The sequence below is a fragment of the Rhodococcus sp. ACPA1 genome, from assembly GCF_002300195.1.
GTDB classification, from domain to species: Bacteria; Actinomycetota; Actinomycetes; order Mycobacteriales; family Mycobacteriaceae; genus Rhodococcus_F; species Rhodococcus_F opacus.
The window spans coordinates 850,139-873,647 of the sequence record NZ_NSDX01000001.1; the positions used below are offsets into that span (position 1 = coordinate 850,139).

Genomic DNA, 23,509 nt, shown 5'->3' on the forward strand with positions numbered 1-23,509 from the left:
AGTTTCACGACACCAGGGAGTTATCGATGACCGTGTATGCCCGCCCGGGTTCGCCGGACGCCGTCATGTCCTTCCAATCGCGTTACGACAACTGGATCGGCGGCCAGTGGGTTGCGCCCGTCAAGGGCCAGTACTTCGAGAATCCGACACCCGTCACCGGGCAGCCGTTCTGTGAGGTCGCGCGTTCGACGTCGGAGGACATCGAACTTGCGCTCGACGCCGCACACGCTGCGGCTCCGGCCTGGGGTAAGACGTCGGTGGCCGAGCGCGCCATCATCCTGAACAAGATCGCGGACCGCATCGAGGAGAACCTCGAGTCCATCGCGCTCGCCGAGTCCTGGGACAACGGCAAGCCGATCCGCGAGACCCTGAACGCCGACATTCCGTTGGCCATCGACCACTTCCGCTACTTCGCCGGCGCGATCCGGGCGCAGGAAGGTGCACTGTCGGAGATCGACTCCGACACCGTCGCCTACCACTTCCACGAGCCGCTCGGCGTCGTCGGCCAGATCATCCCCTGGAACTTCCCGATCCTCATGGCCGTGTGGAAGCTCGCTCCCGCACTCGCCGCGGGCAACGCGGTCGTTCTCAAGCCGGCCGAGCAGACCCCGGCGTCGATCCTGCATCTGATCTCCGTCATCGGCGACCTGCTGCCCGCCGGTGTGGTGAACATCGTCAACGGCTTCGGTGTGGAGGCGGGCAAGCCGCTCGCCTCGAGCCCGCGGATCCGGAAGATCGCGTTCACCGGTGAGACCACCACGGGTCGGCTCATCATGCAGTACGCGTCGCAGAACCTGATCCCGGTCACCCTCGAACTCGGTGGCAAGAGCCCCAACATCTTCTTCTCCGACGTTCTGTCCTCCAATGACGACTACCAGGACAAGGCGCTCGAGGGCTTCACGATGTTCGCCCTCAACCAGGGCGAGGTGTGCACCTGCCCCTCGCGTTCGCTGATCCAGGAGGACATCTTCGACGAGTTCCTCGCGATGGCGGCCATCCGCACCAAGGCCGTCCGCCAGGGCGACCCGCTCGACACCGACACGATGATCGGCGCGCAGGCCTCGAACGATCAGCTCGAAAAGATCCTGTCGTACATCGAGATCGGCAAGGGCGAAGGCGCCAAGGTCGTCACCGGCGGTGAGCGCGCCGAACTCGGCGGCGATCTGTCCGGCGGCTACTACGTGCAGCCGACGATCTTCACCGGTCAGAACAAGATGCGGATCTTCCAGGAGGAGATCTTCGGTCCGGTCGTCTCCGTCACGTCGTTCAAGGACTACGACCAGGCCATCGAGATCGCCAACGACACGCTGTACGGCCTCGGCGCCGGCGTGTGGTCGCGGGACGGTGGCGTCGCCTACCGGGCCGGACGTGACATCCAGGCCGGCCGCGTGTGGACCAACACGTACCACCAGTACCCCGCGCACGCCGCGTTCGGTGGCTACAAGCAGTCCGGTATCGGCCGCGAGAACCACCTGATGATGCTCGAGCACTACCAGCAGACGAAGAACCTGCTGGTCAGCTACGCCCAGAAGGCTCAGGGCTTCTTCTGATGGACGCAGCCCGGGCGCCTCAGCGCCTGAAGGCAACCGTCGGGGCGGTGGAGCTTCTCCGCCGCCTCGGCGGTACCCACGGGGCGCTGATGATGCATCAGTCCGGCGGGTGCTGCGACGGCTCCGCGCCGATGTGTTACCCCGACGGTGAATTCATCGTCGGCGACCGCGACGTGCTGCTCGGCGTCCTCGACCTGCGTCTCGGTGTCGGGGAGACTCCGTCCACCCGGGCCGAGGGTGCCGATGCCGTGCCCGTGTGGATCTCCGGTTCGCAGTTCGAAGCGTGGAAGCACACTCAGCTGGTGCTCGACGTGGTGCCCGGTCGCGGATCGGGATTCAGCCTGGAAAGTCCCGAAGGCATGCGCTTTCTCAGTCGTGCACGTGCCTTCACCCCGGAGGAGAACGCCAGCCTCGCCGCGGAGGAGGTCATCGTGGGCCAGCAGTGGGAGCAGGGCTGGAGGCCCGCGCCGTCCCTCGAACCGCAGGTGGTCGCCGAAGCCGTCGACGCATGTCCCGTGCCCGCCCGCCGCCCGGTCCCATAGCACCCGAAGCGCCTACGACCCAGGTTTTTACGTCGCGGTCACGTTCTGCTGACACGACGTGTACACAACTCGTTCACCATTGGCCTCGGCCGTTCGATTCCGCTCCCCGAGCGGTGCGGGCGAGGCACCATTCGGATCGACGTAGGGGACGGAATGTCACTCGTAGAACCATCCAAGAATTCCGGAACCGGTCAACATCACGATGCTGCCGATTTCCACTCGGAAGACAGCAGCTATCTGGAAAAACGCACGCTCCGTAAGGGTTCGGCGGGCTGGGTGCTGCTCGCCGGCCTCGGTGTCAGCTACGTGATCTCCGGCGACTACGCCGGATGGAACAACGGACTGGCCGAGGGCGGATTCGGCGGCCTGCTGATCGCCGGTGTCGTCATCGCCGGCATGTACCTGGCCATGGTGCTGGGCATGGCCGAGATGTCGTCCGCCCTGCCCGCCGCCGGCGGCGGTTACACGTTCGCGCGGCGCGCACTCGGGCCGTGGGGCGGATTCGCCACCGGCACGGCCATTCTCATCGAATACGCGATCGCGCCCGCCGCCATCGCGACCTTCATCGGCAGCTACGTCGAGTCACTGAACCTGTTCGGTATCACCGACGGGTGGTGGGTGTACCTGGCGGTCTACGCCATCTTCATCGGAATCCATCTGACCGGCGCCGGCGAGGCACTCAAGGCCATGTTCGTCATCACGGCGATCGCACTGGTCGGTCTCGTGATCTTCGCGGTATCCGCGATCGGTCTGTTCGACGCGGGCAACCTCACCGACATCACCGCGACCGATGCGGTGGGCGCGTCGAGTTTCCTGCCCTTCGGCGCATTCGGAATCTGGGCGGCCGTCCCGTTCGCCATCTGGTTCTTCCTCGCCGTCGAAGGCGTGCCGCTGGCCGCGGAGGAAGCCCGCGAGCCGGAGAAGAACGTGCCGCGCGGAATCATCATCAGCATGCTCATCCTCATCGTCACGGGGGCAACTGTCCTGTTCCTCGCCACCGGAGCGCTGGGTGCCGAGGCCCTGTCCACGTCCGGCAATCCGCTGGTCGAGGCGCTCGGTGACGGAACCGCGGCGAAGGTCGTCAACTACATCGGACTGGCCGGCCTCGTCGCCAGCTTCTTCTCGATCATGTACGCCTACTCGCGGCAGACGTTCGCGCTGTCCCGCGCCGGCTACCTCCCGACGAGTCTGTCGATCACCAATTCGCGGAAGGCGCCCACGCTCGCCCTCATCGTGCCGGGTGTCATCGGGTTCGTGCTGTCGCTCACCGGTGAAGGCGCGATGCTGCTGAACATGGCGGTGTTCGGCGCGGCCGTCAGCTACGTGCTGATGATGGTCAGCCACATCGTCCTCCGCAGGCGTGAGCCGGAGATGAAGCGCCCATACCGCACCCCGGGCGGCATCGTCACCACGTCGTTCGCACTCGTCATCGCGGCCGCCGCCGTGATCGCCACCTTCCTCGTCGATCCGGTCGCCGCGCTGTGGACCCTCATCGCGTTCGCGGCCTTCATGGCGTACTTCGGCCTGTACAGCCGCCACCATCTCGTTGCCAATTCCCCCGACGAGGAGTTTGCTGTTCTTGCACAGGCGGAAGAAGAACTCGAATGACCACCTACAGTCACGGAGTCGCGGGAACCGGGTACACGTTCGACGGTCTCGTCGACCTCATGGCCAAGGCGACACCGCTCCGCAGCGGCGACGAACTGGCCGGGTGCGCGGCGTCCTCCGACGCCGAACGCGCCGCCGCGCAGTGGGCGCTGGCCGACGTCCCGCTCGGCACGTTTCTGAACGAACTCGTCGTTCCCTACGAGGACGACGAGGTCACGAGGCTCATCATCGACTCGCACGACCGGGTCGCGTTCGGCGAGGTCTCTCATCTCACCGTCGGCGGCCTGCGCGACTGGCTGCTGGACGTCGCGGCGCGGGACGGTGCGGCCGAGACGTTCCGCCGCGTCGCCCCGGGGCTCACCCCGGAGATGGTCGCGGCGGTCAGCAAGATCATGCGCAACCAGGACCTCATCGCGGTCGCGCGGGCCGTCACCGTCACCGCGGGGTTCCGGACGACGCTCGGCGTACCGGGACACCTGGGAACTCGGCTGCAGCCGAACCATCCCACCGACGACCCGCGCGGAATCGCGGCCGCCACGCTCGACGGACTGCTGCTCGGCTGCGGTGACGCCGTCATCGGAATCAACCCGGCCACCGATTCGCCGCACGCCACGGCGGAACTGCTCCACCTGCTCGACGACATCCGTCAGCGCTTCGACATTCCGGCGCAGTCGTGCGTGCTGTCGCACGTGACCACCACGATGGGCCTGATCGAGGAAGGCGTCCCCGTCGACCTCGTGTTCCAGTCCATCGCCGGAACTCAGGGGGCCAATTCCAGTTTCGGCGTGAACATCTCGCTGCTCCGTGAGGCCAACGCGGCCGGCCGTTCCCTGAAACGCGGCACCGTCGGCGACAACGTCATGTATCTCGAAACGGGTCAGGGTTCGGCGCTCAGTGCGGGCGCCCACCTCGGCACGGGTGGCAGGCCTGTCGACCAGCAGACCCTCGAGACCAGGGCGTACGCGGTGGCCCGTGATCTCGAACCACTGCTGATCAACACGGTGGTCGGTTTCATCGGTCCGGAGTACCTGTACGACGGCAAGCAGATCATCAGGGCCGGGCTCGAGGATCACTTCTGCGGAAAGCTCCTGGGCCTGCCGATGGGTGTCGACGTCTGCTACACCAATCACGCCGAAGCCGACCAGGACGACATGGACACGCTGCTCACCCTGCTCGGTGTCGCAGGCGCGGCCTTCGTCATCGCGGTACCCGGCGCGGACGACGTCATGCTCGGGTACCAGAGTCTGTCGTTCCACGACGCGTTGTACGTACGTCAGGTGCTCGGACTCAGACCGGCACCGGAATTCGAGGACTGGATGCGCCGTCTCGGCATGGTCGACGACGCGGGACGGGTCCTGCCGGTCGACGCCGCGGCGTCGCCGCTGCGGGCGCTGACGGTGGCACGATGAGCGATCCTGTGGTGCACGACTTCTGGGCGGAACTGCGGGCCACGACGCAGGCGCGTATCGGACTCGGCCGCACAGGTGACGCCCTGCCCACGCAGCGCGTCCTCGAGTTCCGGTCGGCGCACGCCGCCGCACGTGACGCCGTCCACCAGCCGCTCGACGCGGAGGCGCTGGCCGAGCAGGTCGAGGCCGTGGGCCTGGGCAGGCCGGTGGTCGTCACGAGTCAGGCGTCGGACCGCAGCGAATATCTGCGGCGGCCCGACCTGGGCCGCACGCCGGCCGACCTGTCCGCGGTTCCCGGGGGAACGGCCGAGGTGGGGTTCGTTCTCGCCGACGGGTTGTCGCCCCGGGCGCTCACCGATCACGGGGTGTCCCTGCTGTCCGCTCTGGTCGACGAGTTCGGCGGGACGTACTCGCTGGCGCCGCCGGTGATCGCGACCCAGGCCCGGGTGGCGCTCGGAGACCACATCGCGCAGGCACTGGGCGTGCAGACGCTGGTCCTGCTGATCGGGGAGCGGCCCGGACTGTCGGTGGCCGACAGTGTCGGCGTCTACCTCACGCACCTCCCGCGTCCCGGACGCACCGACGCGGACCGGAACTGCGTGTCCAACATCCACCCACCCGAGGGGCTCGGCTACGAACTCGCGGCCCGCGTCGTGGCGGGTCTCGTGTCCGGCGCCAGGAAACTGGGCCGGTCCGGGGTGGAGTTGAAGGACACGTCCCGCGCGGATGCGCTCGCCGCCCCCTCGGAGATCCTCGAACTGTAGTCGTGTTATCTAAAGGGCGGCAGGTCCGGCCGGACCTGCGGAGAACCGCCCTGGACGGGGTGTGACGAGGAGAGATCTATGGCCTTCGCTGGCAATGTGGACGAGTTGGCCCTGCTGCAGGCGGTCCGGTTGAAAGAGCAGGTCAGCGCGACTGTTCTGGCCGAGCATCTCGGTGTGAGCGCCGCGTCCGCGCAGGCCGCCTACGACGCGCTGCTGACCCAGGGCAAGGCGCAGGAAGTGTCGGACGGCCGGATCGGGCTCACCGAGGCCGGACGCTCGGAGCTAGAGGATCAGCTCGACGCCGAGCGGGTGTCCATCGACGAGGACTCCATCGCGGAGGTGTACGAGAGCTTCGTGCCGTTCCACGAGGAGTTCGTCGGACTGATCGATTCGGCCGACGCCGATCAGCTGGCCGACCTGGACCGCCGTGCGTCGGTCGTGTTCGACGACCTGTCGGCGTTCGTGCCCCGGTTGTCCCGCTACCAGGACCTGTTCGCCGACGCCCTCGCGAAAGTCGCTGCGGGGGAGACGAAGTGGATCTCGGAACCCGTGATCGACTCGTACGCCACCGTGTGGGCCGAACTCCGTAAGGAGCTGCTCGGCGCGTCCGGCACCGCCGAGTGACGTGACACGCGTCACCACCCCCCCATTCGGGGGTGGTGACGCAGTGAGCCGGATCACTACTTTTCCTCTCATCCGGGATACGCCCACCAGGGTGTTCCCCACGGACCACGGAGGAATCGAGTGACCACAGTCTCCAACTCGGGTGCGGGCGCCCCCCACGCCCCCACACCGGTGCGCCATAGCGGTACCAGCGTCCGCAAGGTGGCCATCGCCAGCGGCATCGGCACGACCATCGAGTTCTACGACTTCTTCATCTACGGCACCGCCGCAGCCCTGGTGTTCCCCACGGTGTTCTTTCCCGCCCTCGGCTCCACCGCCGGCACCGTCGCCTCCTTCGCGACCTTCGCCGTCGCGTTCGTCGCCAGGCCCGTGGGTGCCATGCTGTTCGGCCACTACGGTGACCGGATCGGACGTAAGAAGACGCTGATCTCCACGCTCATCCTGATGGGTGTCTCGACGTTCCTGATCGGCCTGCTGCCCGGCGCCGAGACGATCGGGGTCGCGGCCCCGATCCTGCTGGTGCTGCTGCGTTTCGGTCAGGGATTCGCGGTCGGCGGCGAGTGGGCGGGCGCCACGCTGCTGACGGCGGAATACGCACCCCCGGGCAAGCGCGGTCTGTACGCGATGTTCCCGCAGCTCGGCCCCGCGGTGGCCTTCATCCTCTCCAGTGCCACGTTCCTCGTCACCGGCACCCTGCTCGGCGACACCAACGAGGTCTTCCTCGAATACGGGTGGCGGATTCCCTTCCTGTTCAGTGCCGTCCTGGTCGGCATCGGCCTCTACATGCGACTGGCGATCGAGGAGACACCGGTGTTCCGTGCGGCCCAGCAGGCCGACCGTGCCGACGCGACCCCGCGGACCCTCCCGCTGATGGACGCCTGGCGGTACCAGACCAAGGAGATCCTCCTCTCGGCCGGCGCGCTCGCGACACTGTTCGCGTTCTTCTACATGGGCACAGCGTTTCTCACCAGCTACGGCACGAAGACTCTCGGGTTCAGCCGCCCGTTCGTGCTGACGGTCGGGATCGCCTCGGCCGTGGTCTTCGGATTCACGATCGTCGTCTCCGCTCTGTACTCGGACCGGATCGGGCGTCGACGGGTCATCATGATCTCCTGCGGACTGGCCGTCGTGTGGGCGCTCGCGCTGTTCCCGCTGCTCGACACCGGTTCACCCGTCGCGTTCACGATCGGCGTGATGGTCACGCTCGCCATCTTCGGAATTGCCTACGGCCCCTGCGGGGCGCTGCTTCCGGAAATGTTCCAGACGCGCTACCGCTACACCGGCGCCGGCCTCGGCTACAACCTCGCCGGAGTGCTCGGCGGCGCCGTGCCGCCGCTGATCGCCGCACCCCTGGCGTCCGCGTACGGCAGCGCCGCGATCGGCGTGCTGCTCGCCGTCCTCGGCGTGGTCAGCCTGCTGTGCACGAAGGCCCTGGTGGAAACGAAAGACGACGCGCTCTGACAGGGCCGGCGAGGGGTGTCCGGACTTCGCACAGATACCGGCGCCCCTCGCCGTGCAGTATGCCCTGGATCACATCAACCAAGAGTAAGTTCGACCGCGGAAGGGCCTTCGGGTCTGCCCGTCCCGTAGGTGCCCGAACGGGCTCCTGGAGAGGAAGAGTGATGACAACCCCGCTTCCCAGTTACACCAACGGCGTGTGGGACGCCCCGATGCTCGGCGACACGATCGGAGACAACTTCGACCGGACGGTGGCAGCCCACGGTGATCGTGACGCCCTGGTCGACCGGCCCTCGGGGCGGCGGTGGACGTACGCGGAGCTGAGGCGGGACGTCGACGCCGTGGCGGTGGGGTTGCTGAAGCGGGGTATCGGGAAGGGCGACCGGGTCGGGATCTGGGCGCCGAACTGCCCGGAGTGGACGCTGATCCAGTTCGCGACGGCCAAGATCGGCGCCGTGCTCGTCAACATCAACCCCGCCTACCGGGCGCACGAGTTGAAGTACGTGCTCGATCAGGCCGGTATCCGTCTGCTGGTGTCGGCGCCCGAGTTCAAGTCCTCCGACTACGCGGGCATGATCGAGGAGGTTCGGCCGCAGTGCCCCGACCTCGAGATGGTGGTGCTCCTCGGCAGTGCCGAGTGGAGCAAGCTGGCGTCGGACGGAAAGGCTGTGCACGCCGCCGACCCCTCCCTGCTGCCCGCCGCGCAGGCGGCCCTGTCCTCGGACGACCCGATCAATATCCAATACACCTCGGGGACAACCGGATTCCCCAAGGGTGCGACGCTCAGCCACCACAACATCCTGAACAACGGATACTTCGTCGGCGAGCTGTGCCACTACACGGAGAACGACCGCGTCTGCATCCCGGTGCCGTTCTACCACTGCTTCGGCATGGTGATGGGCAACCTGGCGTGCACGAGTCACGGCGCGACCATGGTCATCCCCGGACCCTCCTTCGACCCGAAAGCCACGCTGCAGGCCGTCGAAGCGGAGAAGTGCACATCTCTGTACGGGGTGCCGACGATGTTCATCGCCGAACTCGCCGAACCGGACTTCGCATCGTTCGACCTGTCGAGCCTGCGGACCGGAATCATGGCCGGATCACCCTGCCCGGTGGAGGTGATGAAGCAGGTCATCGAACAGATGGGGATGGCCGAGGTCTCCATCTGTTACGGCATGACCGAGACGTCCCCGGTGTCGCTGCAGACCCGGTCGGACGACACGATCGATCAGCGCGTGTCGACGGTCGGCCGCGTCGGTCCGCATCTCGAGGTCAAGATCGTCGATCCGGCAACGGGACTGACCGTTCCGCGGGGCACGCCGGGCGAACTCTGCACCCGGGGATACTCGGTGATGCTCGGGTACTGGAACAACCCGGAGAAGACCGCCGAAGCGATCGATGCCGGACGGTGGATGCACACCGGTGACATCGGTGTGATGGATTCCGACGGCTACGTCGCGATCACCGGGCGGATCAAGGACATGGTCATCCGCGGCGGCGAGAACGTCTATCCCCGCGAGATCGAGGAGTTCCTGTACACGCACCCGGACATCCTCGACGCCCAGGTCATCGGGGTGCCGGACGCGAAGTACGGCGAGGAACTGATGGTATGGGTGCGGATGAAGGACGGTGCCGAACCCCTGGACGCGGCCAAGGTGCGCGAATTCTGCACCGGCAAGCTCGCCCACTACAAGATCCCGAAGTACGTGCACGTCGTGGACGAGTTCCCGATGACCGTGACGGGCAAGGTGCGCAAGGTCGAGATGCGCGAGCAGTCCCTCGACCTGATCGGGCGCACCTGACCCGCCTCGTCACCTGGCTCGCAGCAACGTCGCGACGGCGTCCTGCCCGCGTCGCTCGGCATTCTGCAGGGCCGTCCGTCCGTCCGCGTCCGCGATGGACGGATCGGCGCCCGCGTCGAGCAGCAGGCGGACGACGTCCTGATAGCGGTCGGAGCCGTCGCCGTAGACCACGGCCTCGAGCAGGGCCGTCCAGCCCGGCTCGTTGACGTGGTCTACCGGCACACCCGCCTCGATCAGCATCCGCACGGTGTCGACGTGGCCGTGCTCGGCCGCCGGGATCAGCGCGGTTCCGCCGAACCGATTGGTGCTGGTGACGTCGGCTCCCCGCTCGAGGGTGAGCGCGAGAATCTCGTTCAGTCCCTCCGCGCCGGCATACAGGAACGCCGAGTCCTCGCGCGCGTTTTTCGCGTTGACATCTGCTCCGGCGTCGATCAGTGCCCGCGCGGTGGCGACGTCGTCACGGGCGACGGCGTCGAACAGCGCGCGTTCCAGTTCGGGCGTCGACACGGGGGCGGCTCTTCAACCCAGCGCCCCGGCGATCGCGTCGAGCCCGGCGGCCGCGCACGCCTGATCCCGCATTCCGTCGGGAGCGCCGCCGACGCCGATACCCGCGATCGACCCGCCGGCCGACTTCACGCTCACGCCGCCGGCGAGGAACAACGTGCCGGGAAGGTCGGCAACCGTCGCGCCGTCGCCCTTGGCCCGTTCGCTCAGATCGCTGGTGTTCGCGCCGAACGCGGCAGCGGTGTACGCCTTCTGACGGGCCGCCTCCACGGTGTGCTGAGCCGCGTTGTCCCCGCGCAGCATGGCCTGCACGTTGCCGGCGCGATCGACCACCGACACGGTGACGAAGCCGAGCCCGTCGGCCTGGCACTTCGCGAGCGCCGCCTGCGCGGCGACCTGCGCAGTGCCGATACCGAGACGGTTCTGGCTCACCACGCCGTCCGCACCGTCGATCGGAGCCGGTGCAGCGGCGGTCGCGACAGGAGTGGACGCCGGACTCGCCTCGTCGGACGCGGACGTGCCGCACGCCGAGGTGGCGACGATCGCGGCGAGCGGGACGGTGATCGCCAGAATGCGGGGCAGGCGGCGGAAGGTGCGCATCGGAAGGCCTTTCGGGAAGTGACGAGCTGACGTGACCAGCCTGGCCCGGCGGTGCCGGTGACCGCATCGGGCCGACGGCGCTCCCGAACTCATCCGTCCGGCCCCGGCAGATCATCCGAACGGTTGATCCGCGACCCACGGCAGATCCGTAGGATCAATCGACGTGACGACACCTGTGGACGGAGTGGACAGGTCGGACGGCGCGGGTCTGCGCGGCCCGCTCGCTACCGCCATCCATGTGTCGTTCTCCGTCCTCCTCGCGACGTCGACGGCGCGGTATCTGACCTACCACGGAGTGAGCGGGCAGTTCGTCGTGGTGGTCGCGTTGATTGCCGCGCTCGCCGCGTTGTACACGGTCACCGCCGTGGTCGCACGGCGAGAAGGCGTATGGGAACCGTGGGTGTGGCCGGTCCTGACGACGTGGGCAGTGCTCGTCTGGCTCGCGCCGAGTTTCGCCTGGTGCGCGTTTCCCATGTTCTTCCTGTGCACGAGGGCCTACCCGAGTCGGATCGCGTACCCGGTCGTCGGGGTTCTCGCCGTGCTCACGTCGCTGGCGTTCTTCACCTTCTCCGGCCGCAGCGAGTGGGCGGTGCTGGTCGGACCGCTGTGCACCGGAGCGCTGATCGTCATGGCGTACAGCCAGATCGAGCGGGACGGCCGGGAACGGGTGCGACTGCTCCGCCAGGTGGCGGAGACCCGGTCCCGGCTCGCGGAGACCGAGCGGGAGGCGGGAATGCTCGCCGAACGCGAACGACTGGCCCGCGAGATCCACGACACCGTGACACAGGGACTGACCAGCAGCCTGCTTCGGCTCGAGGCGGCCGAGCAGATCTGGGCGCAGGCAGATCCGCGTACGGAGGCGCGAGCACGCGAGGACGTCCGCGTGGCGACCGGAACATTGCGCGAGAACCTGGCGGAAACGCGCAGTCTCGTGCACCATCTCGCGGCGCCCAACCTGGAATCCCAGCCGATCGACGCGGCACTGCTCGCTGCCGCGCGTACCCACCATCCGCGGGCGGAGCTCCGGATCGTGGGTAGTCCGATCGCGATTCCGGCGGAGGTGACGCACGCGCTGCTGCGGATCACCCAGAGCGCCGTGTCCAATATTGCCCGGCACGCGCACGCCGAGACCGTGGGTGTCACGTTGACGTATCTTCCGGACGCCGTCGCACTCGACATCTTCGACGACGGCACCGGTTTCGAACCCGCGCCCACCGGATCTCCCTCGGCGCGCGGCGGATACGGACTACGCGCGATGCGCAGTCGCGTCGAGCAACTGGGCGGCACGTTCACCGTCGAGAGCGCACCGGGCGAGGGCACCGTGGTGGCCGCTCAGATACCGTGCGCGAGAGGGACCGCGGCATGACGACCGTGACCGTCCTGCTGGTCGACGACCACGTGGTCGTTCGGGCCGGGCTGCGAGCGCTTCTCGACTCGCAGCCGGACATCGAGGTGATCGCCGAGGCGGGCACGGGGGAGGCGGCCGTCGACGCCGTGACCACATTCCGGCCGCAGCTCGTGACGATGGATCTCGCCCTCGGCGCCGGTATCGACGGGGTGGAGGCCATTCGCCGCATCCGGCAGGTCGATCGGAACCTGCCGGTGCTGGTGTTCACGACGTACGACACGGATGCCGACGTGGTGCGCGCCATCGATGCCGGTGCCATCGGATACCTCCTGAAGGATTCGACACCCCAGGAGATCTTCGCGGCCGTGCGCGGCGCGGCCGCCGGCCAGAGTGTGCTGTCGCCGCCCGTCGCGTCGCGACTACTGCAGCAGATGCAGCGCCCCGAGGAGGCTCTCACGCCGCGGGAGGCCGAACTGCTGACTCTGCTGGCCAAGGGCATGACGAACAAGGAGCTCGGCAAAGCCCTCTTCATCAGCGAGGCGACGGTCAAGACCCACCTCGCCCACATCTACGCGAAGCTCGGCGTCGACACCCGGGCCGCAGCGGTGTCCGTAGCCCTGCGACGGCAGGGCATTCGCTGAACCGGCGGGGTTCACAGCGGTACGCCGCATGAACCTTTTGGCAACGATTTGCCGAAGCCCTGTCGAACGGGTGTCCAGGTGGTTATGTTCGAAAAGAGCGGTGACCTTCCGCTCGCACCATGAATTGCGTGTTGAGAGGACAAGGGCCATGGTCGGCAACATCATCGGCACCATCATCTTCGGTGCGGTCATCGGCGTTCTGGCGCGTCTCGTGATTCCGGGAAAGCAGGCGATGGGGTGGGTCATCACCGTCGTCCTCGGCATCATCGGCGCGCTGATCGGGTACTGGGTGTGGGAGGGGCTCCTCGACAAGGGGGACACCGGCGGGATCGACTGGATCCGGTGGATCATCAGCATCGCCGTGGCGGCCGTGCTGACCCTCGGATACACCTCGATGACGAGCAAGAACAGGGTGTAGACGCCACATCGCACCGTCACGAGAAGGGCCCCGTCCGGTCAGGGCGGGGCCCTTCTGCGGCTTCGCCGCCCGTGAGTACTTGTTAACCGCCCGCGGTTGACAAGTACTCACGGGCGCAGGCAGAGAAGCGTCATGTCGCGCAGCACTTTCCGGGTGCGCGAGGGGGTGGTGGGATCGGCGCTGTGCGGGGTCGAGTTGATGAGCCCGAACGTGGCGTGCGCCTTGGTGCGGGCGTCCGTCTCGTCCAGTGACGTGTCCACCTGCAGCAGCACCTTCACCCAGATCTCCACGTAGCGCCGCTGCGTCTGCCGGACCTCCCGGCGGGCCTCGGCGGGCAGGCTCTCCAGGTCCCGGTCCTGGATGCGAATGAGGTCGGGTTCGCCGAGCGCGAAGTCCAGGTGGAAGTCGATCAGACCCTCCAGGGCCGCTTCCGGGGAGGCGGCCTCCGCGACGACGAGCGACCCGCCTTCGAGCAGTCGCGTGCTGATTCCGACGAGCAGTTCGACGAGCACGGCGTCCTTGTTGGGGAAGTGCCGGTACACGGCCGGGCCGCTGATTCCCGCGGCGGAACCGAGGTCCTCGAGGCGGACGCCGAGGAAGCCCCGTTCGGCGATGAGGCGGGCGGCGGCCTCGAGCAGTTGGCGGCGACGATCCGCCTTCATCTGCTCCCGGCGCGTGATCGGCGCTTCGGCGCCGTCGACGTCTGTGGTCATCGCCTTGCTCTTTCTCGGATGTGGTCTGGACAACTCAGTTAATCACAGTTATCTTAGATTCAGTTATCGAGTATTAACTCACTCGGCACGGGCGTCAAGACGAGAAGGCGGCAGGATGGCACTGAGCGGAACCACTGCACGGGAGGGCTACCGGGCAGAGCACACGAAATTGGTGGACGAGCTGAAGTCGAGGCTGGCTGTGGCCGCGCTCGGCGGCAGCGAGAAGTCGCGCGAGCGGCACGTCAGCCGAGGCAAGCTCCTGCCCCGCGATCGAGTGGACACCCTGCTCGACCCCGGCAGCCCGTTCCTCGAGATCTCCCCGCTCGCGGCGAACGGCCTGTACGACGACGAGTGCCCCGGAGCGGGCGTCATCGCCGGCATCGGCCGGGTGTCCGGCCGGGAATGCGTGATCGTCGCCAACGACGCGACCGTCAAGGGCGGCACCTACTACCCGATGACGGTGAAGAAGCACCTGCGGGCGCAGGAGATCGCGCTGCAGAACCAGCTGCCGTGCATCTACCTCGTCGACTCCGGCGGCGCGTTCCTGCCGAGGCAGGACGAGGTGTTCCCGGACCGCGAGCACTTCGGCCGCATCTTCTACAACCAGGCCACGATGAGCGCGCAGGGGATCCCGCAGATCGCGGCGGTCCTCGGCTCCTGCACCGCCGGCGGCGCCTACGTGCCCGCGATGAGCGACGAGGCCGTCATCGTCCGCAACCAGGGCACCATCTTCCTGGGCGGTCCGCCGCTGGTAAAGGCTGCCACCGGCGAGGTCGTGACAGCGGAGGAACTCGGCGGCGGCGACCTGCACTCGAAGGTCTCCGGCGTCACCGACCACCTCGCGGAGGACGACCAGGACGCGCTGCGGATCGTGCGGAACATCGTCGCGACCCTCGGCCCGCGCGCCGAGCGGCCGTGGGACGTGATCAGCGCCGTCCCCGCGTCGGCGCCGCAGACCGAGCTCTACGACGTGGTCCCCACCGACCCGCGCACCCCGTACGACGTCCACGAGGTCATCGACCGGATCGTGGACGGCGGCGAGTTCCAGGAGTTCAAGGCGGAGTACGGCAAGACCCTGGTCACCGGTTTCGCGCACGTCGAGGGCCACCCGGTCGGCATCGTCGCCAACAACGGCGTGCTGTTCGCCGAGTCCGCGATGAAGGGCGCGCATTTCATCGAACTGTGCGACAAGCGCAAGATTCCGCTTCTGTTCCTGCAGAACATCGCCGGTTTCATGGTCGGTCGCGACTACGAGGCCGGCGGCATCGCCAAGCACGGCGCCAAGATGGTGACCGCGGTGGCGTGCGCCCGGGTTCCCAAGCTGACCGTCGTGATCGGCGGCTCCTACGGTGCGGGCAACTACTCGATGTGCGGGCGGGCGTACTCGCCGCGGTTCCTGTGGATGTGGCCGAACGCCCGGATCTCCGTGATGGGCGGAGAGCAGGCGGCGTCGGTGCTGTCGACGGTGCGCAGCGAGCAACTCGACAGCGCGGGCAACCCGTGGTCGGCAGAGGACGAAGAAGCGTTCAAGGCGCCGATCCGCGAGCAGTACGAGGCGCAGGGCAATCCGTACTACTCGACGGCCAGGCTGTGGGACGACGGCATCATCGACCCCGCCGATACCAGAACTGTTCTCGGACTGGCGCTCTCGGTGTGTGCGAACGCGCCGGTCGAGCCGGTCTCCTACGGCGTTTTCCGGATGTGAGTGGAATGACTGAAATGACTCGGATAGATACCGTCCTGGTAGCCAACCGCGGCGAGATCGCGGTGCGCGTGATCCGCACACTGCGGGCCATGGGAATCCGCTCCGTCGCCGTGTTCAGCGAGGCGGACCGCGACGCCCGGCACGTTCGCGAGGCCGACACCGCGGTGCTGCTCGGTCCCGCCGCGGCGCGGGAGAGTTACCTCGTCATCGAGAAGGTGATCGCGGCGGCCCGCGCCACCGGCGCGCAGGCGATCCATCCCGGTTACGGGTTCCTCTCGGAGAACTCCAAGTTCGCCGGGGCCTGCGCGGACGCGGGGATCGCGTTCCTCGGTCCGTCCGCTCACGCCATCGAGGTGATGGGCGACAAGATCACCGCCAAGAACGCGGTGGCGAAGTTCGACGTCCCTGTCGTCCCCGGCATCGCCCGCCCCGGCCTGTCCGACGACGAACTGATCGCGGCCGCAGGCGACATCGGATACCCCGTCCTCGTCAAGCCGTCGGCAGGCGGCGGCGGCAAGGGCATGCGGCTGGTGGAGGAGCCGGGCGCACTCGCCGAGGCACTGCGCAGCGCGCGGCGGGAGGCGGCGTCGGCGTTCGGCGACGACACACTCTTCCTCGAGCGATTCGTGCTGCGGCCCCGGCACATCGAGGTGCAGATCCTCGCGGACGGACACGGGAACGTCGTCCACCTCGGCGAGCGCGAATGCAGTCTGCAGCGTCGCCATCAGAAGGTCATCGAGGAAGCGCCGTCGCCGCTGCTGGACGAGGCAACACGCGCCCGGATCGGCGAGGCCGCCTGCAACACGGCGCGCAGCGTCGACTACTCGGGAGCGGGAACGGTCGAGTTCATCGTCTCCGCCGACAAGCCCGACGAGTTCTTCTTCATGGAGATGAACACCCGGCTGCAGGTCGAGCACCCGGTCACCGAACTCGTGACGGGCCTGGACCTCGTCGAGTGGCAGGTGCGAGTGGCCTCCGGTGAGCCTCTCGGCTTCACCCAGGACGACATCACCCTCACCGGTCACGCCATCGAAGCCCGCGTCTACGCCGAGGACCCGAGTCGCGGATTCCTCCCCACCGGCGGACTCGTGGCCGACGTCGTCGAACCCGCCGGCCCCGGTGTCCGCGTCGACTCCGGGCTGCAGCCCGGCACGGTGGTCGGCAGCGATTACGACCCGATGCTGGCGAAGGTCATCGCCCACGCCGACGACCGCGCCGGCGCGCTGCGGAAGCTGGACCGGGCGCTGGCCGGCACCGGTGTGCTGGGAGTGGTCACCAACATCGAGTTCGCGCGCTTCCTGCTCGCCGATCCCGACGTGGTGGCCGGCAACCTCGACACCGGTCTGCTCGACCGACGGCTCGAGGACTTCGTCGCGGCGGAGGCCACCGATGCCGCCCTGATCGCCGCTGCTGCTTTCCGCTGGGTGCAGCGCTGGCCCGAGCGGGCACAGGCCGATCCGTGGGACCTACCCACCGGATGGCGGGTCGGGGTTCCCGCACCCACCAGCATCCGGTTGTCCTCTGCCACCCGCACCGACCACGTGCGGATCACCGGCAGCCCGGCCGAGGCCACCGCGCAGGTCGAGGACGGCGACACTCTGTCCCTGACGGCGGCGCTCGACGGAACCACCCTCTCCGTGGTGATCGACGGCAGACGCGAAACCTACCGGGTCGCCCAGACCGACGGGCACATCTGGCTCGCCGGTTCCGACGGCACGACGATGCTGCGTGAGGTCCGTGAACTCAGTGTCCGCACTGGCGACGTCCACGCCGGCGAGGCCGAGATCACCAGCCCCATGCCCGGATCCGTCATCGCCGTCGGCGCCGAGGCGGGCGCCCACGTCACCGCAGGCCAAACGCTCGTCGTGGTCGAGGCGATGAAGATGGAGCACTCGCTCACCGCCCCCGTCGACGGCGTCGTCGACATCCTCGTCGCACCCGGTGACCAGGTGATGGTCGACCAGCTGCTCGCACGAGTCACCCCGCACACCGACACCACCGACACGAAAGAAGACGCGTCATGACCGAATTCCTTGCCACCGGCCAGCTTCCCGACGAGTACCAGCAGTTGGCGAAGACCGTCGCCGATTTTGCCAAGAACGTGGTGGCACCGGTCGCGGCGGAACACGACGCCAACCACACGTTCCCGTACGAGGTGGTGTCGGGGATGGCCGACATGGGCCTGTTCGGCCTGCCGTTCCCCGAGGAGTACGGCGGAATGGGCGGCGACTACTTCGCCCTCTGCCTGGCACTCGAAGAACTGGGCAAGGTCGACCAGAGTGTCGCGATCACCCTGGAAGCCGGCGTGTCGCTGGGTGCGATGCCGATCTACCGGTTCGGCAACGAGGAGCAGAAGCAGGAGTGGCTGCCGCAGCTGACGAGCGGCAAGAGCCTGGCCGCGTTCGGGCTCACCGAGCCGGGCGCCGGAAGCGATGCCGGCGGGACGAAGACCACCGCGAAGTTCGACAGCGGTGAATGGATCATCAACGGCAACAAGCAGTTCATCACCAACTCCGGCACCGACATCACCAAGCTCGTCACCGTCACCGCGGTGACCGGTACGAAGGACGGCAAGAAGGAGATCTCCACCATCCTCGTGCCGACGTCGACGCCGGGCTTCACTGCCGAGCCGGCGTACAACAAGGTCGGCTGGAACGCCTCCGACACCCACCCGCTCACGTTCTCGGACGTGCGCGTTCCCGAGGAGAATCTGCTCGGCGAGCGCGGCCGCGGGTACGCGAACTTCCTGCGGATCCTCGACGAGGGACGCATCGCCATCGCCGCGCTCAGCGTCGGCGCCGCCCAGGGATGCGTCGACGAGTCGGTCAAGTACGCCAAGGAACGGGAGGCGTTCGGACGGCCCATCGGACACAACCAGGCCATCGCGTTCAAGATCGCCCGCATGGAGGCGCGCGCCCACACCGCGCGCACGGCGTACTACGACGCCGCCGCCCGGATGTTGTCCGGCAAGCCGTTCAAGAAGCAGGCCGCCATCGCCAAGCTCGTCGCCTCCGAGGCCGCGATGGACAACGCCCGCGACGCCACCCAGATCCACGGCGGCTACGGATTCATGAACGAGTACACCGTGGCCCGGCACTACCGCGACAGCAAGATCCTGGAGATCGGCGAGGGCACCACCGAGGTGCAGCTGATGCTGATCGCGCGGGAGGCAGGCCTGTGACCGCCACGACCGAACCGAAGCGAATCGTTCAGCGGGGCCTGTGGTTCGAGGAGTTCGAGCTGGGAGCGGTGTACGAGCACCGTCCCGGCCGGACCGTCACCGAGGCCGACAACGTCCTCTTCACGACGCAGACGATGAACACCCAGGCACTGCACCTGGACGCCGCGTACAGCGAGAACACCCAGTTCGGTGAGCGCCTCGTCAACTCGATGTTCACCCTCTCGACGCTGGTCGGGTTGTCGGTGGCGCAACTGACGCAGGGGACCATCGTCGCGAACCTGGGGTTCTCGGAGATCAGTTTCCCGAAGCCGCTGTTTCACGGCGACACGCTGTACGCGGAGACGAAGATCGCGGACAAGCGCGAGTCGAAGAGCAGGCCCGGCGAGGGCATCGTCACGCTCGAGCACACCGGCCGGAATCAGAACGGCGACGTGGTGGCGATCGCGGTCCGCAAGACCCTCGTTCAGAAGAAGCCGTCATGAGCTGGGAACTGCCCGGGCCCGCCTGGCTGTTCTGCCCGGCGGACCGGCCCGAACGGTATGCGAAGGCGGCTGCGGCAGCCGACGTCGTGATCCTCGACCTCGAGGACGGGGTGGCGCCCGCGGACAAGGAAGCGGCTCGGGTCGCCCTGATCGACACCCCGCTGGATCCGGATCGCACGGTGGTGCGGGTCAATCCGGTCGGGACCGAGGACCACGAGCGCGATCTGCTGGCACTCGACGGCACCCGTTACACGAGGCTGATGCTGGCCAAATGCGAGTCCGCCGACCAGGTGCTGTCGCTGGCGCCGCGTGAGGTGATCGCCCTCGTCGAGTCGCCGCTCGGTGCGCTCGCGGTGAGCGAGATCGCGCTGGCGGCGAGCACGATCGGCGTGATGTGGGGCGCCGAAGATCTCGTGGCGGCGATGGGCGGTAACTCCAGTCGCCGCGAGGACGGCAGCTACCGGGACGTCGCCACCCATGTCCGGTCGTCGACACTGCTGGCCGCCAAGGCATATCACCGGCTCGCCCTGGATTCCGTCTATCTCGACATCAAGGACCTCGACGGGTTGCGCGCCGAGGCGGTCGACGCCGTCGCCGTCGGATTCGACATCAAGGTCGGCATCCATCCCAGCCAGGTCGCGGTGGTCCGGGAGGCGTACGCGCCGTCCGACGAGGACGTCGACTGGGCGACGCGGGTTCTCGCCGCCGTCGCCGACGAGCGAGGAGTCTTCGCGTTCGAGGGAAAGATGGTGGACGCGCCGGTCCTGCGTCACGCCGAGGCGATCCTGCGCCGCTCCCAGGTCGAGTCGAAGGGGAAAAGCACGTCCGAGTCCCCACGGTAGGCGGCGAAAGAGCGCGGGACGGCCGCGCTCTCGGGGAGGATGGTGCCCATGACTGCCGATCCGCAATGGGTGCCCACCGAATCCGACGTGCGCGACGCGGTCGTCACCGACTTCGCCCGGTTCGTCGCCCGGCGTCACGGCGTCCGGGTCGACGACTACCGGGCGCTGTGGCGCTGGTCGGTCGCCGATCCGGCGGCGTTCTGGCAGGACGTGTGGGACTACTTCGAGATCAGGTCCGCCACCGACCATGGACCGGCCCTCGCGGACGCCGCGATGCCGGGTGCCGTCTGGTTCCCCGGGGCGACCCTCAACTACGTCGACCACGTCTTCCGGAATGCCCGCCCCGGCACACCGGCGATCCTGTACGCGGGTGAGGGAGCCACCGGCATCTCCGTCGGGTGGGACGAGTTGCGGTCCGCGGTGGCGGGCCTCGCCGCGACTCTCCGCGAGCACGGAGTCGGAGTCGGTGACCGGGTCGTCGGCTACCTCCCCAACATTCCCGAGGCCGTCGTCGCGTTCCTCGCCACGGCGTCGCTCGGCGCCGTGTGGGCCGCGTGCGGACAGGACTACTCCGCGCCGGCCGCGCTCGATCGCCTGGGTCAACTGGAACCGAAAGCGCTGATCACCGCGGACGGCTACCGGTTCGGCGGCAAGGAACACGATCGGCTCGCGGCGTCGGCCGACCTGCGCGGCGGATTGTCGTCGCTGGCCCTCACGGTGGTCGTGCCGCATCTCGATCCGGACGCCGTCGTCGACGGCACCCTCACCTGGGCGGAGGCCGCCGGCCGGGACGCCGCACTCGAGTCCGTGGCCGTCCCGTTCGACCACCCGCTGTGGGTGGTGTTCTCCTCGGGAACCACGGGCCTGCCGAAGGGCATCGTGCACGGTCACGGCGGCGTTCTCCTCGAACACGTGAAGTCGCTCGCGCTCCAACTCGACATCGGCCGCGACGACACCCTCTTCTGGTACACCAGTCCCAGTTGGATGATGTGGAACTTCCAGACGGCGGGACTGCTGGTGGGGGCCACCATCGTCTGCTACGACGGAAGTCCGTCCTTTCCTACGCCGGATTCGTTGTGGGCCTTGGTGTCACGTCTGGGTGTGACCGTGGTCGGCACCAGTCCCGGCTATGTTCTCGCGTGCGACAAGGCGGGGGTGATCCCCGTACGAGAGCACGACCTGAGCGCGCTCCGCGCGGTGGGGGTGACCGGCTCCACGCTGCCTGCGGCGTCGTCACTGTGGTTGTCCGAGAACGTCGGTCGCCGAGTTCCCGTCGTGTCGATCACCGGTGGGACCGACGTGGTGTCGGCGTTCGTCGGAGGAGCGCGGAGTGTGCCGGTCTGGCCGGGGGAGCTGTCCGCCCCGTGTCTGGGTGTCGCCGTCGACGCGTTCGACGAGTCGGGTCGGCCGGTGCGAGGCGAGGTGGGTGAACTGGTCGTGACGGCGCCGATGCCGTCCATGCCGGTGTCGTTCTGGAACGATCCGGACGGAAAGCGTTACCGTGAAGCATATTTCGATGTGTTTCCCGGAGTGTGGCGGCACGGCGACTGGATCACGATCACCGATCGCGGGACCGTCCTGATGCATGGAAGGTCCGATTCCACCCTGAACCGCAACGGAATTCGGATGGGCAGCGCCGACATCTATCAGGTGGTGGAGAAGCTCCCTGAGGTTGCCGAGGCGCTTGTCGTCGGTGTCGACCTGGCGGACGGCGGATACTGGATGCCACTGTTCGTGGTCCTGTCGGAGGGGGCGGAACTCGACGACGCGCTGAAGCAGCGTATCCGCGGAGCGATTCGTGAGCAGGCCTCTCCCCGGCACGTGCCCGACGACATCATCGAGGCTCCCGGCATCCCGCACACCCGGACCGGCAAGAAACTCGAGGTGCCTCTCAAGCGCATATTCCAGGGTGCGGACGCGGGCAGGACGGTGGACCGCAGCGCCGTGGACGACCCCGACCTGCTCGACTGGTTCGCGCGGCACGGACGCTGAGCCTGCGTGTCCGTCGATGTCAGTGTCGTTGGGCGACAACGGTTAGGTTAGTCTTACTTTGGTTACTTGCTGGTAGAGGCGCGCGATCTGACGCCCGCGCATCGGCGAATGTGAGAAATCTCCCGTCTGTCTGCGATCGGTCGCACCGCAGCAATCGCGACTAATCGGACATCGGCAGTGTCGCGCAGCGGGAGGGTGTTCCAGATGCTGGGATGCCGCCGGGGTGCCGTCGATTCGCACCTCTTTGGCGGGGCCGTGCTTTCGCGTCCTCGTGGCAGGTCAGCGGGCAATCTGACGGCGCCCGGGTGCTCACGTGAACGTCCGAGTTTTCGTTCGATGCGGATCCGTGACGGACCTGGTCGGTTATTCCCTGTGCGCAACTCCGGGTGCTCTTCGTTTTGAGACCTGCGCGGGGCTTTGGTAGACACGGTGGTTGGCAAAAACTGCGGTCACGGGGGGCAGTGTGTGTTCAACGCCGCGGTCGGTCATCAGATCGGCTGCACCGTGCAGGGATAACAGTCGGGAGGCGGAACATGAAACTGGATACGACAGTTGTACACCTAGCGAAATTCCGACTCTCGGTACGGTATCCGTGTTCTGGTTGTACGCAGTGCCTGGAATGTGGTTCGGCCTGTTGAATATGTGCGCGTCGAAGATCGAATTCAGGCCTGGTTCTGGAAGGATCGAGGGTTGGGTACGTCACACCGGCGCCGGTAACGGGAGCGGATCCGACACCGATGTAATTCCCGGCGCTACCGCAGAACCGTACGAACCGAAATCGTCACCACCGAGCGAGAGGAGGCCGAAGCAATGATCGCGACGATGTTTCGCTCCTCCACCAGCGCCGTAGACTCGGCTCTCGACTCGGAGGATGACGAGCACCGATTGGGTGGCCGCTTGTTGGATCGATGAGAGAACGGAGCCACGTATGAACCCGCTCACCGTAAGTAGTTCGGGATGTAAGGGCCTTGGAGTGTTCAGCGTCGCAGGCAATCGGGTTTCGGACGATCGTCTGACATCGACTCCGAGTGTGGTGGAACTCTTCGATCAGCGCAGGGCGTCCCATGCCCGGCACGTCCCCGCTCCGCGAGATGCTTCGAACCGGCAAGGCCTGTTCATGTGATGGCGTTCATCGGAAGACCGGCCCACGACGCAGTCCGTGGGACCGAGAGCTACGAATCACCAAAGACACAGGCGGCAGTCGCCACGCGTTCGAGAACGGAGTAACCCTTGGGGTCGGGACAAGCAGCGGGTAGTAGCGGTGCTCCGGAAGGGGCGTTTCCGCTGTCAGCTGCGCAGCGAGGCATCTGGTTCGCGCAACACGCG

General features: G+C 67.5%; 20 protein-coding genes. 17 read left to right on the forward strand and 3 right to left on the reverse strand.

The genetic code is table 11. The features are described 5' to 3' along the window. The first annotated feature begins 26 nt into the window (after positions 1–26). From adh to CJ177_RS03725, 8 genes are all read left to right on the forward strand, one after another. The gene (gene adh, locus CJ177_RS03690; protein WP_005239499.1) at positions 27–1,550 is read left to right on the forward strand and encodes an aldehyde dehydrogenase; all 1,524 of its coding nucleotides are present in this window, start codon (positions 27–29) and stop codon (positions 1,548–1,550) included. Beyond that, a complete protein-coding gene (locus CJ177_RS03695; RefSeq protein WP_061041809.1) occupies positions 1,550–2,092 on the forward strand; it encodes a DUF779 domain-containing protein in 543 nt (180 codons plus the stop codon). The genes adh and CJ177_RS03695 overlap by 1 nt, the downstream gene beginning before the upstream one ends. A 153-nt stretch (positions 2,093–2,245) precedes the next feature. Further along, on the forward strand, positions 2,246–3,700 hold the full coding sequence (gene eat / locus CJ177_RS03700) for an ethanolamine permease (protein WP_061700627.1): 1,455 nt from the start codon (positions 2,246–2,248) through the stop codon (positions 3,698–3,700). After that, a complete protein-coding gene (locus CJ177_RS03705; RefSeq protein ID WP_005239502.1) occupies positions 3,697–5,109 on the forward strand; it encodes an ethanolamine ammonia-lyase subunit EutB in 1,413 nt (470 codons plus the stop codon). The genes eat and CJ177_RS03705 overlap by 4 nt, the downstream gene beginning before the upstream one ends. Beyond that, on the forward strand, positions 5,106–5,873 hold the full coding sequence (eutC, locus tag CJ177_RS03710) for an ethanolamine ammonia-lyase subunit EutC (RefSeq protein ID WP_061700629.1): 768 nt from the start codon (positions 5,106–5,108) through the stop codon (positions 5,871–5,873). Before CJ177_RS03705 ends, eutC begins: the two co-directional genes overlap by 4 nt. Positions 5,874–5,951: 78 nt before the next feature. Continuing rightward, positions 5,952–6,497, forward strand: coding sequence for a hypothetical protein (locus tag CJ177_RS03715; RefSeq protein WP_061700630.1), 546 nt, complete (start codon positions 5,952–5,954; stop codon positions 6,495–6,497). A 120-nt stretch (positions 6,498–6,617) separates the two neighbouring features. Continuing rightward, entirely contained in the window at positions 6,618–7,958 is a 1,341-nt protein-coding gene (locus CJ177_RS03720) for an MFS transporter (RefSeq protein WP_373560030.1), read from the forward strand. A 161-nt stretch (positions 7,959–8,119) separates the two neighbouring features. Further along, complete coding sequence (locus CJ177_RS03725; RefSeq protein ID WP_095867296.1) at positions 8,120–9,757, forward strand: AMP-binding protein; 1,638 nt, start codon at positions 8,120–8,122, stop codon at positions 9,755–9,757. A 9-nt stretch (positions 9,758–9,766) separates the two neighbouring features. On the opposite strand, the gene CJ177_RS03730 is transcribed toward CJ177_RS03725, so the two are convergent. Next, positions 9,767–10,264, reverse strand: a complete 498-nt coding sequence (locus CJ177_RS03730; protein ID WP_095867297.1) for an ankyrin repeat domain-containing protein — start codon at positions 10,262–10,264, stop codon at positions 9,767–9,769. 12 nt (positions 10,265–10,276) lie between these two features. Beyond that, positions 10,277–10,861 (reverse strand): heme-binding protein, encoded by a 585-nt coding sequence (locus CJ177_RS03735; protein WP_005239508.1) that lies wholly within the window; start codon positions 10,859–10,861, stop codon positions 10,277–10,279. Positions 10,862–11,024: 163 nt separating this feature from the next. On the opposite strand from CJ177_RS03735, the gene CJ177_RS03740 reads away from it, so the two are divergent. The 3 genes from CJ177_RS03740 to CJ177_RS03750 all read left to right on the forward strand — a co-directional run bounded on the left by CJ177_RS03740 (position 11,025) and on the right by CJ177_RS03750 (position 13,268). Continuing rightward, positions 11,025–12,227, forward strand: coding sequence for a sensor histidine kinase (locus CJ177_RS03740; RefSeq protein ID WP_095867298.1), 1,203 nt, complete (start codon positions 11,025–11,027; stop codon positions 12,225–12,227). Then, a complete protein-coding gene (locus CJ177_RS03745) occupies positions 12,224–12,850 on the forward strand; it encodes a response regulator transcription factor (RefSeq protein WP_005239511.1) in 627 nt (208 codons plus the stop codon). The genes CJ177_RS03740 and CJ177_RS03745 overlap by 4 nt, the downstream gene beginning before the upstream one ends. A 148-nt stretch (positions 12,851–12,998) precedes the next feature. Continuing rightward, on the forward strand, positions 12,999–13,268 hold the full coding sequence (locus CJ177_RS03750; protein WP_005239513.1) for a GlsB/YeaQ/YmgE family stress response membrane protein: 270 nt from the start codon (positions 12,999–13,001) through the stop codon (positions 13,266–13,268). A 107-nt stretch (positions 13,269–13,375) separates the two neighbouring features. Here the strand turns inward: CJ177_RS03750 and CJ177_RS03755 are convergent, their stop codons facing one another. Continuing rightward, positions 13,376–13,981 carry a TetR/AcrR family transcriptional regulator gene (locus tag CJ177_RS03755; RefSeq protein ID WP_005253821.1) on the reverse strand — a complete coding sequence of 202 codons (606 nt, stop codon included), beginning with the start codon at positions 13,979–13,981 and terminating at the stop codon, positions 13,376–13,378. A gap of 115 nt (positions 13,982–14,096) precedes the next feature. Between CJ177_RS03755 and CJ177_RS03760 the strand changes: the two genes are divergently transcribed. Genes CJ177_RS03760 through CJ177_RS03785 form a run of 6 tightly spaced genes read left to right on the forward strand, consistent with a single transcriptional unit; the run spans position 14,097 to position 22,183 of the window. Further along, a complete protein-coding gene (locus CJ177_RS03760) occupies positions 14,097–15,686 on the forward strand; it encodes a carboxyl transferase domain-containing protein (protein ID WP_061700635.1) in 1,590 nt (529 codons plus the stop codon). 14 nt (positions 15,687–15,700) lie between these two features. Continuing rightward, entirely contained in the window at positions 15,701–17,710 is a 2,010-nt protein-coding gene (locus CJ177_RS03765; protein ID WP_095867299.1) for an acetyl/propionyl/methylcrotonyl-CoA carboxylase subunit alpha, read from the forward strand. Next, positions 17,707–18,867, forward strand: coding sequence for an acyl-CoA dehydrogenase family protein (locus CJ177_RS03770; RefSeq protein ID WP_005253824.1), 1,161 nt, complete (start codon positions 17,707–17,709; stop codon positions 18,865–18,867). The genes CJ177_RS03765 and CJ177_RS03770 overlap by 4 nt, the downstream gene beginning before the upstream one ends. Continuing rightward, positions 18,864–19,349, forward strand: a complete 486-nt coding sequence (locus CJ177_RS03775) for a MaoC family dehydratase (protein ID WP_005239560.1) — start codon at positions 18,864–18,866, stop codon at positions 19,347–19,349. The genes CJ177_RS03770 and CJ177_RS03775 overlap by 4 nt, the downstream gene beginning before the upstream one ends. Beyond that, positions 19,346–20,191, forward strand: coding sequence for a CoA ester lyase (locus tag CJ177_RS03780; protein WP_025432225.1), 846 nt, complete (start codon positions 19,346–19,348; stop codon positions 20,189–20,191). The genes CJ177_RS03775 and CJ177_RS03780 overlap by 4 nt, the downstream gene beginning before the upstream one ends. A gap of 48 nt (positions 20,192–20,239) precedes the next feature. After that, positions 20,240–22,183 (forward strand): acetoacetate--CoA ligase, encoded by a 1,944-nt coding sequence (locus tag CJ177_RS03785; protein WP_061700638.1) that lies wholly within the window; start codon positions 20,240–20,242, stop codon positions 22,181–22,183. Positions 22,184–23,509: the final 1,326 nt, after the last annotated feature.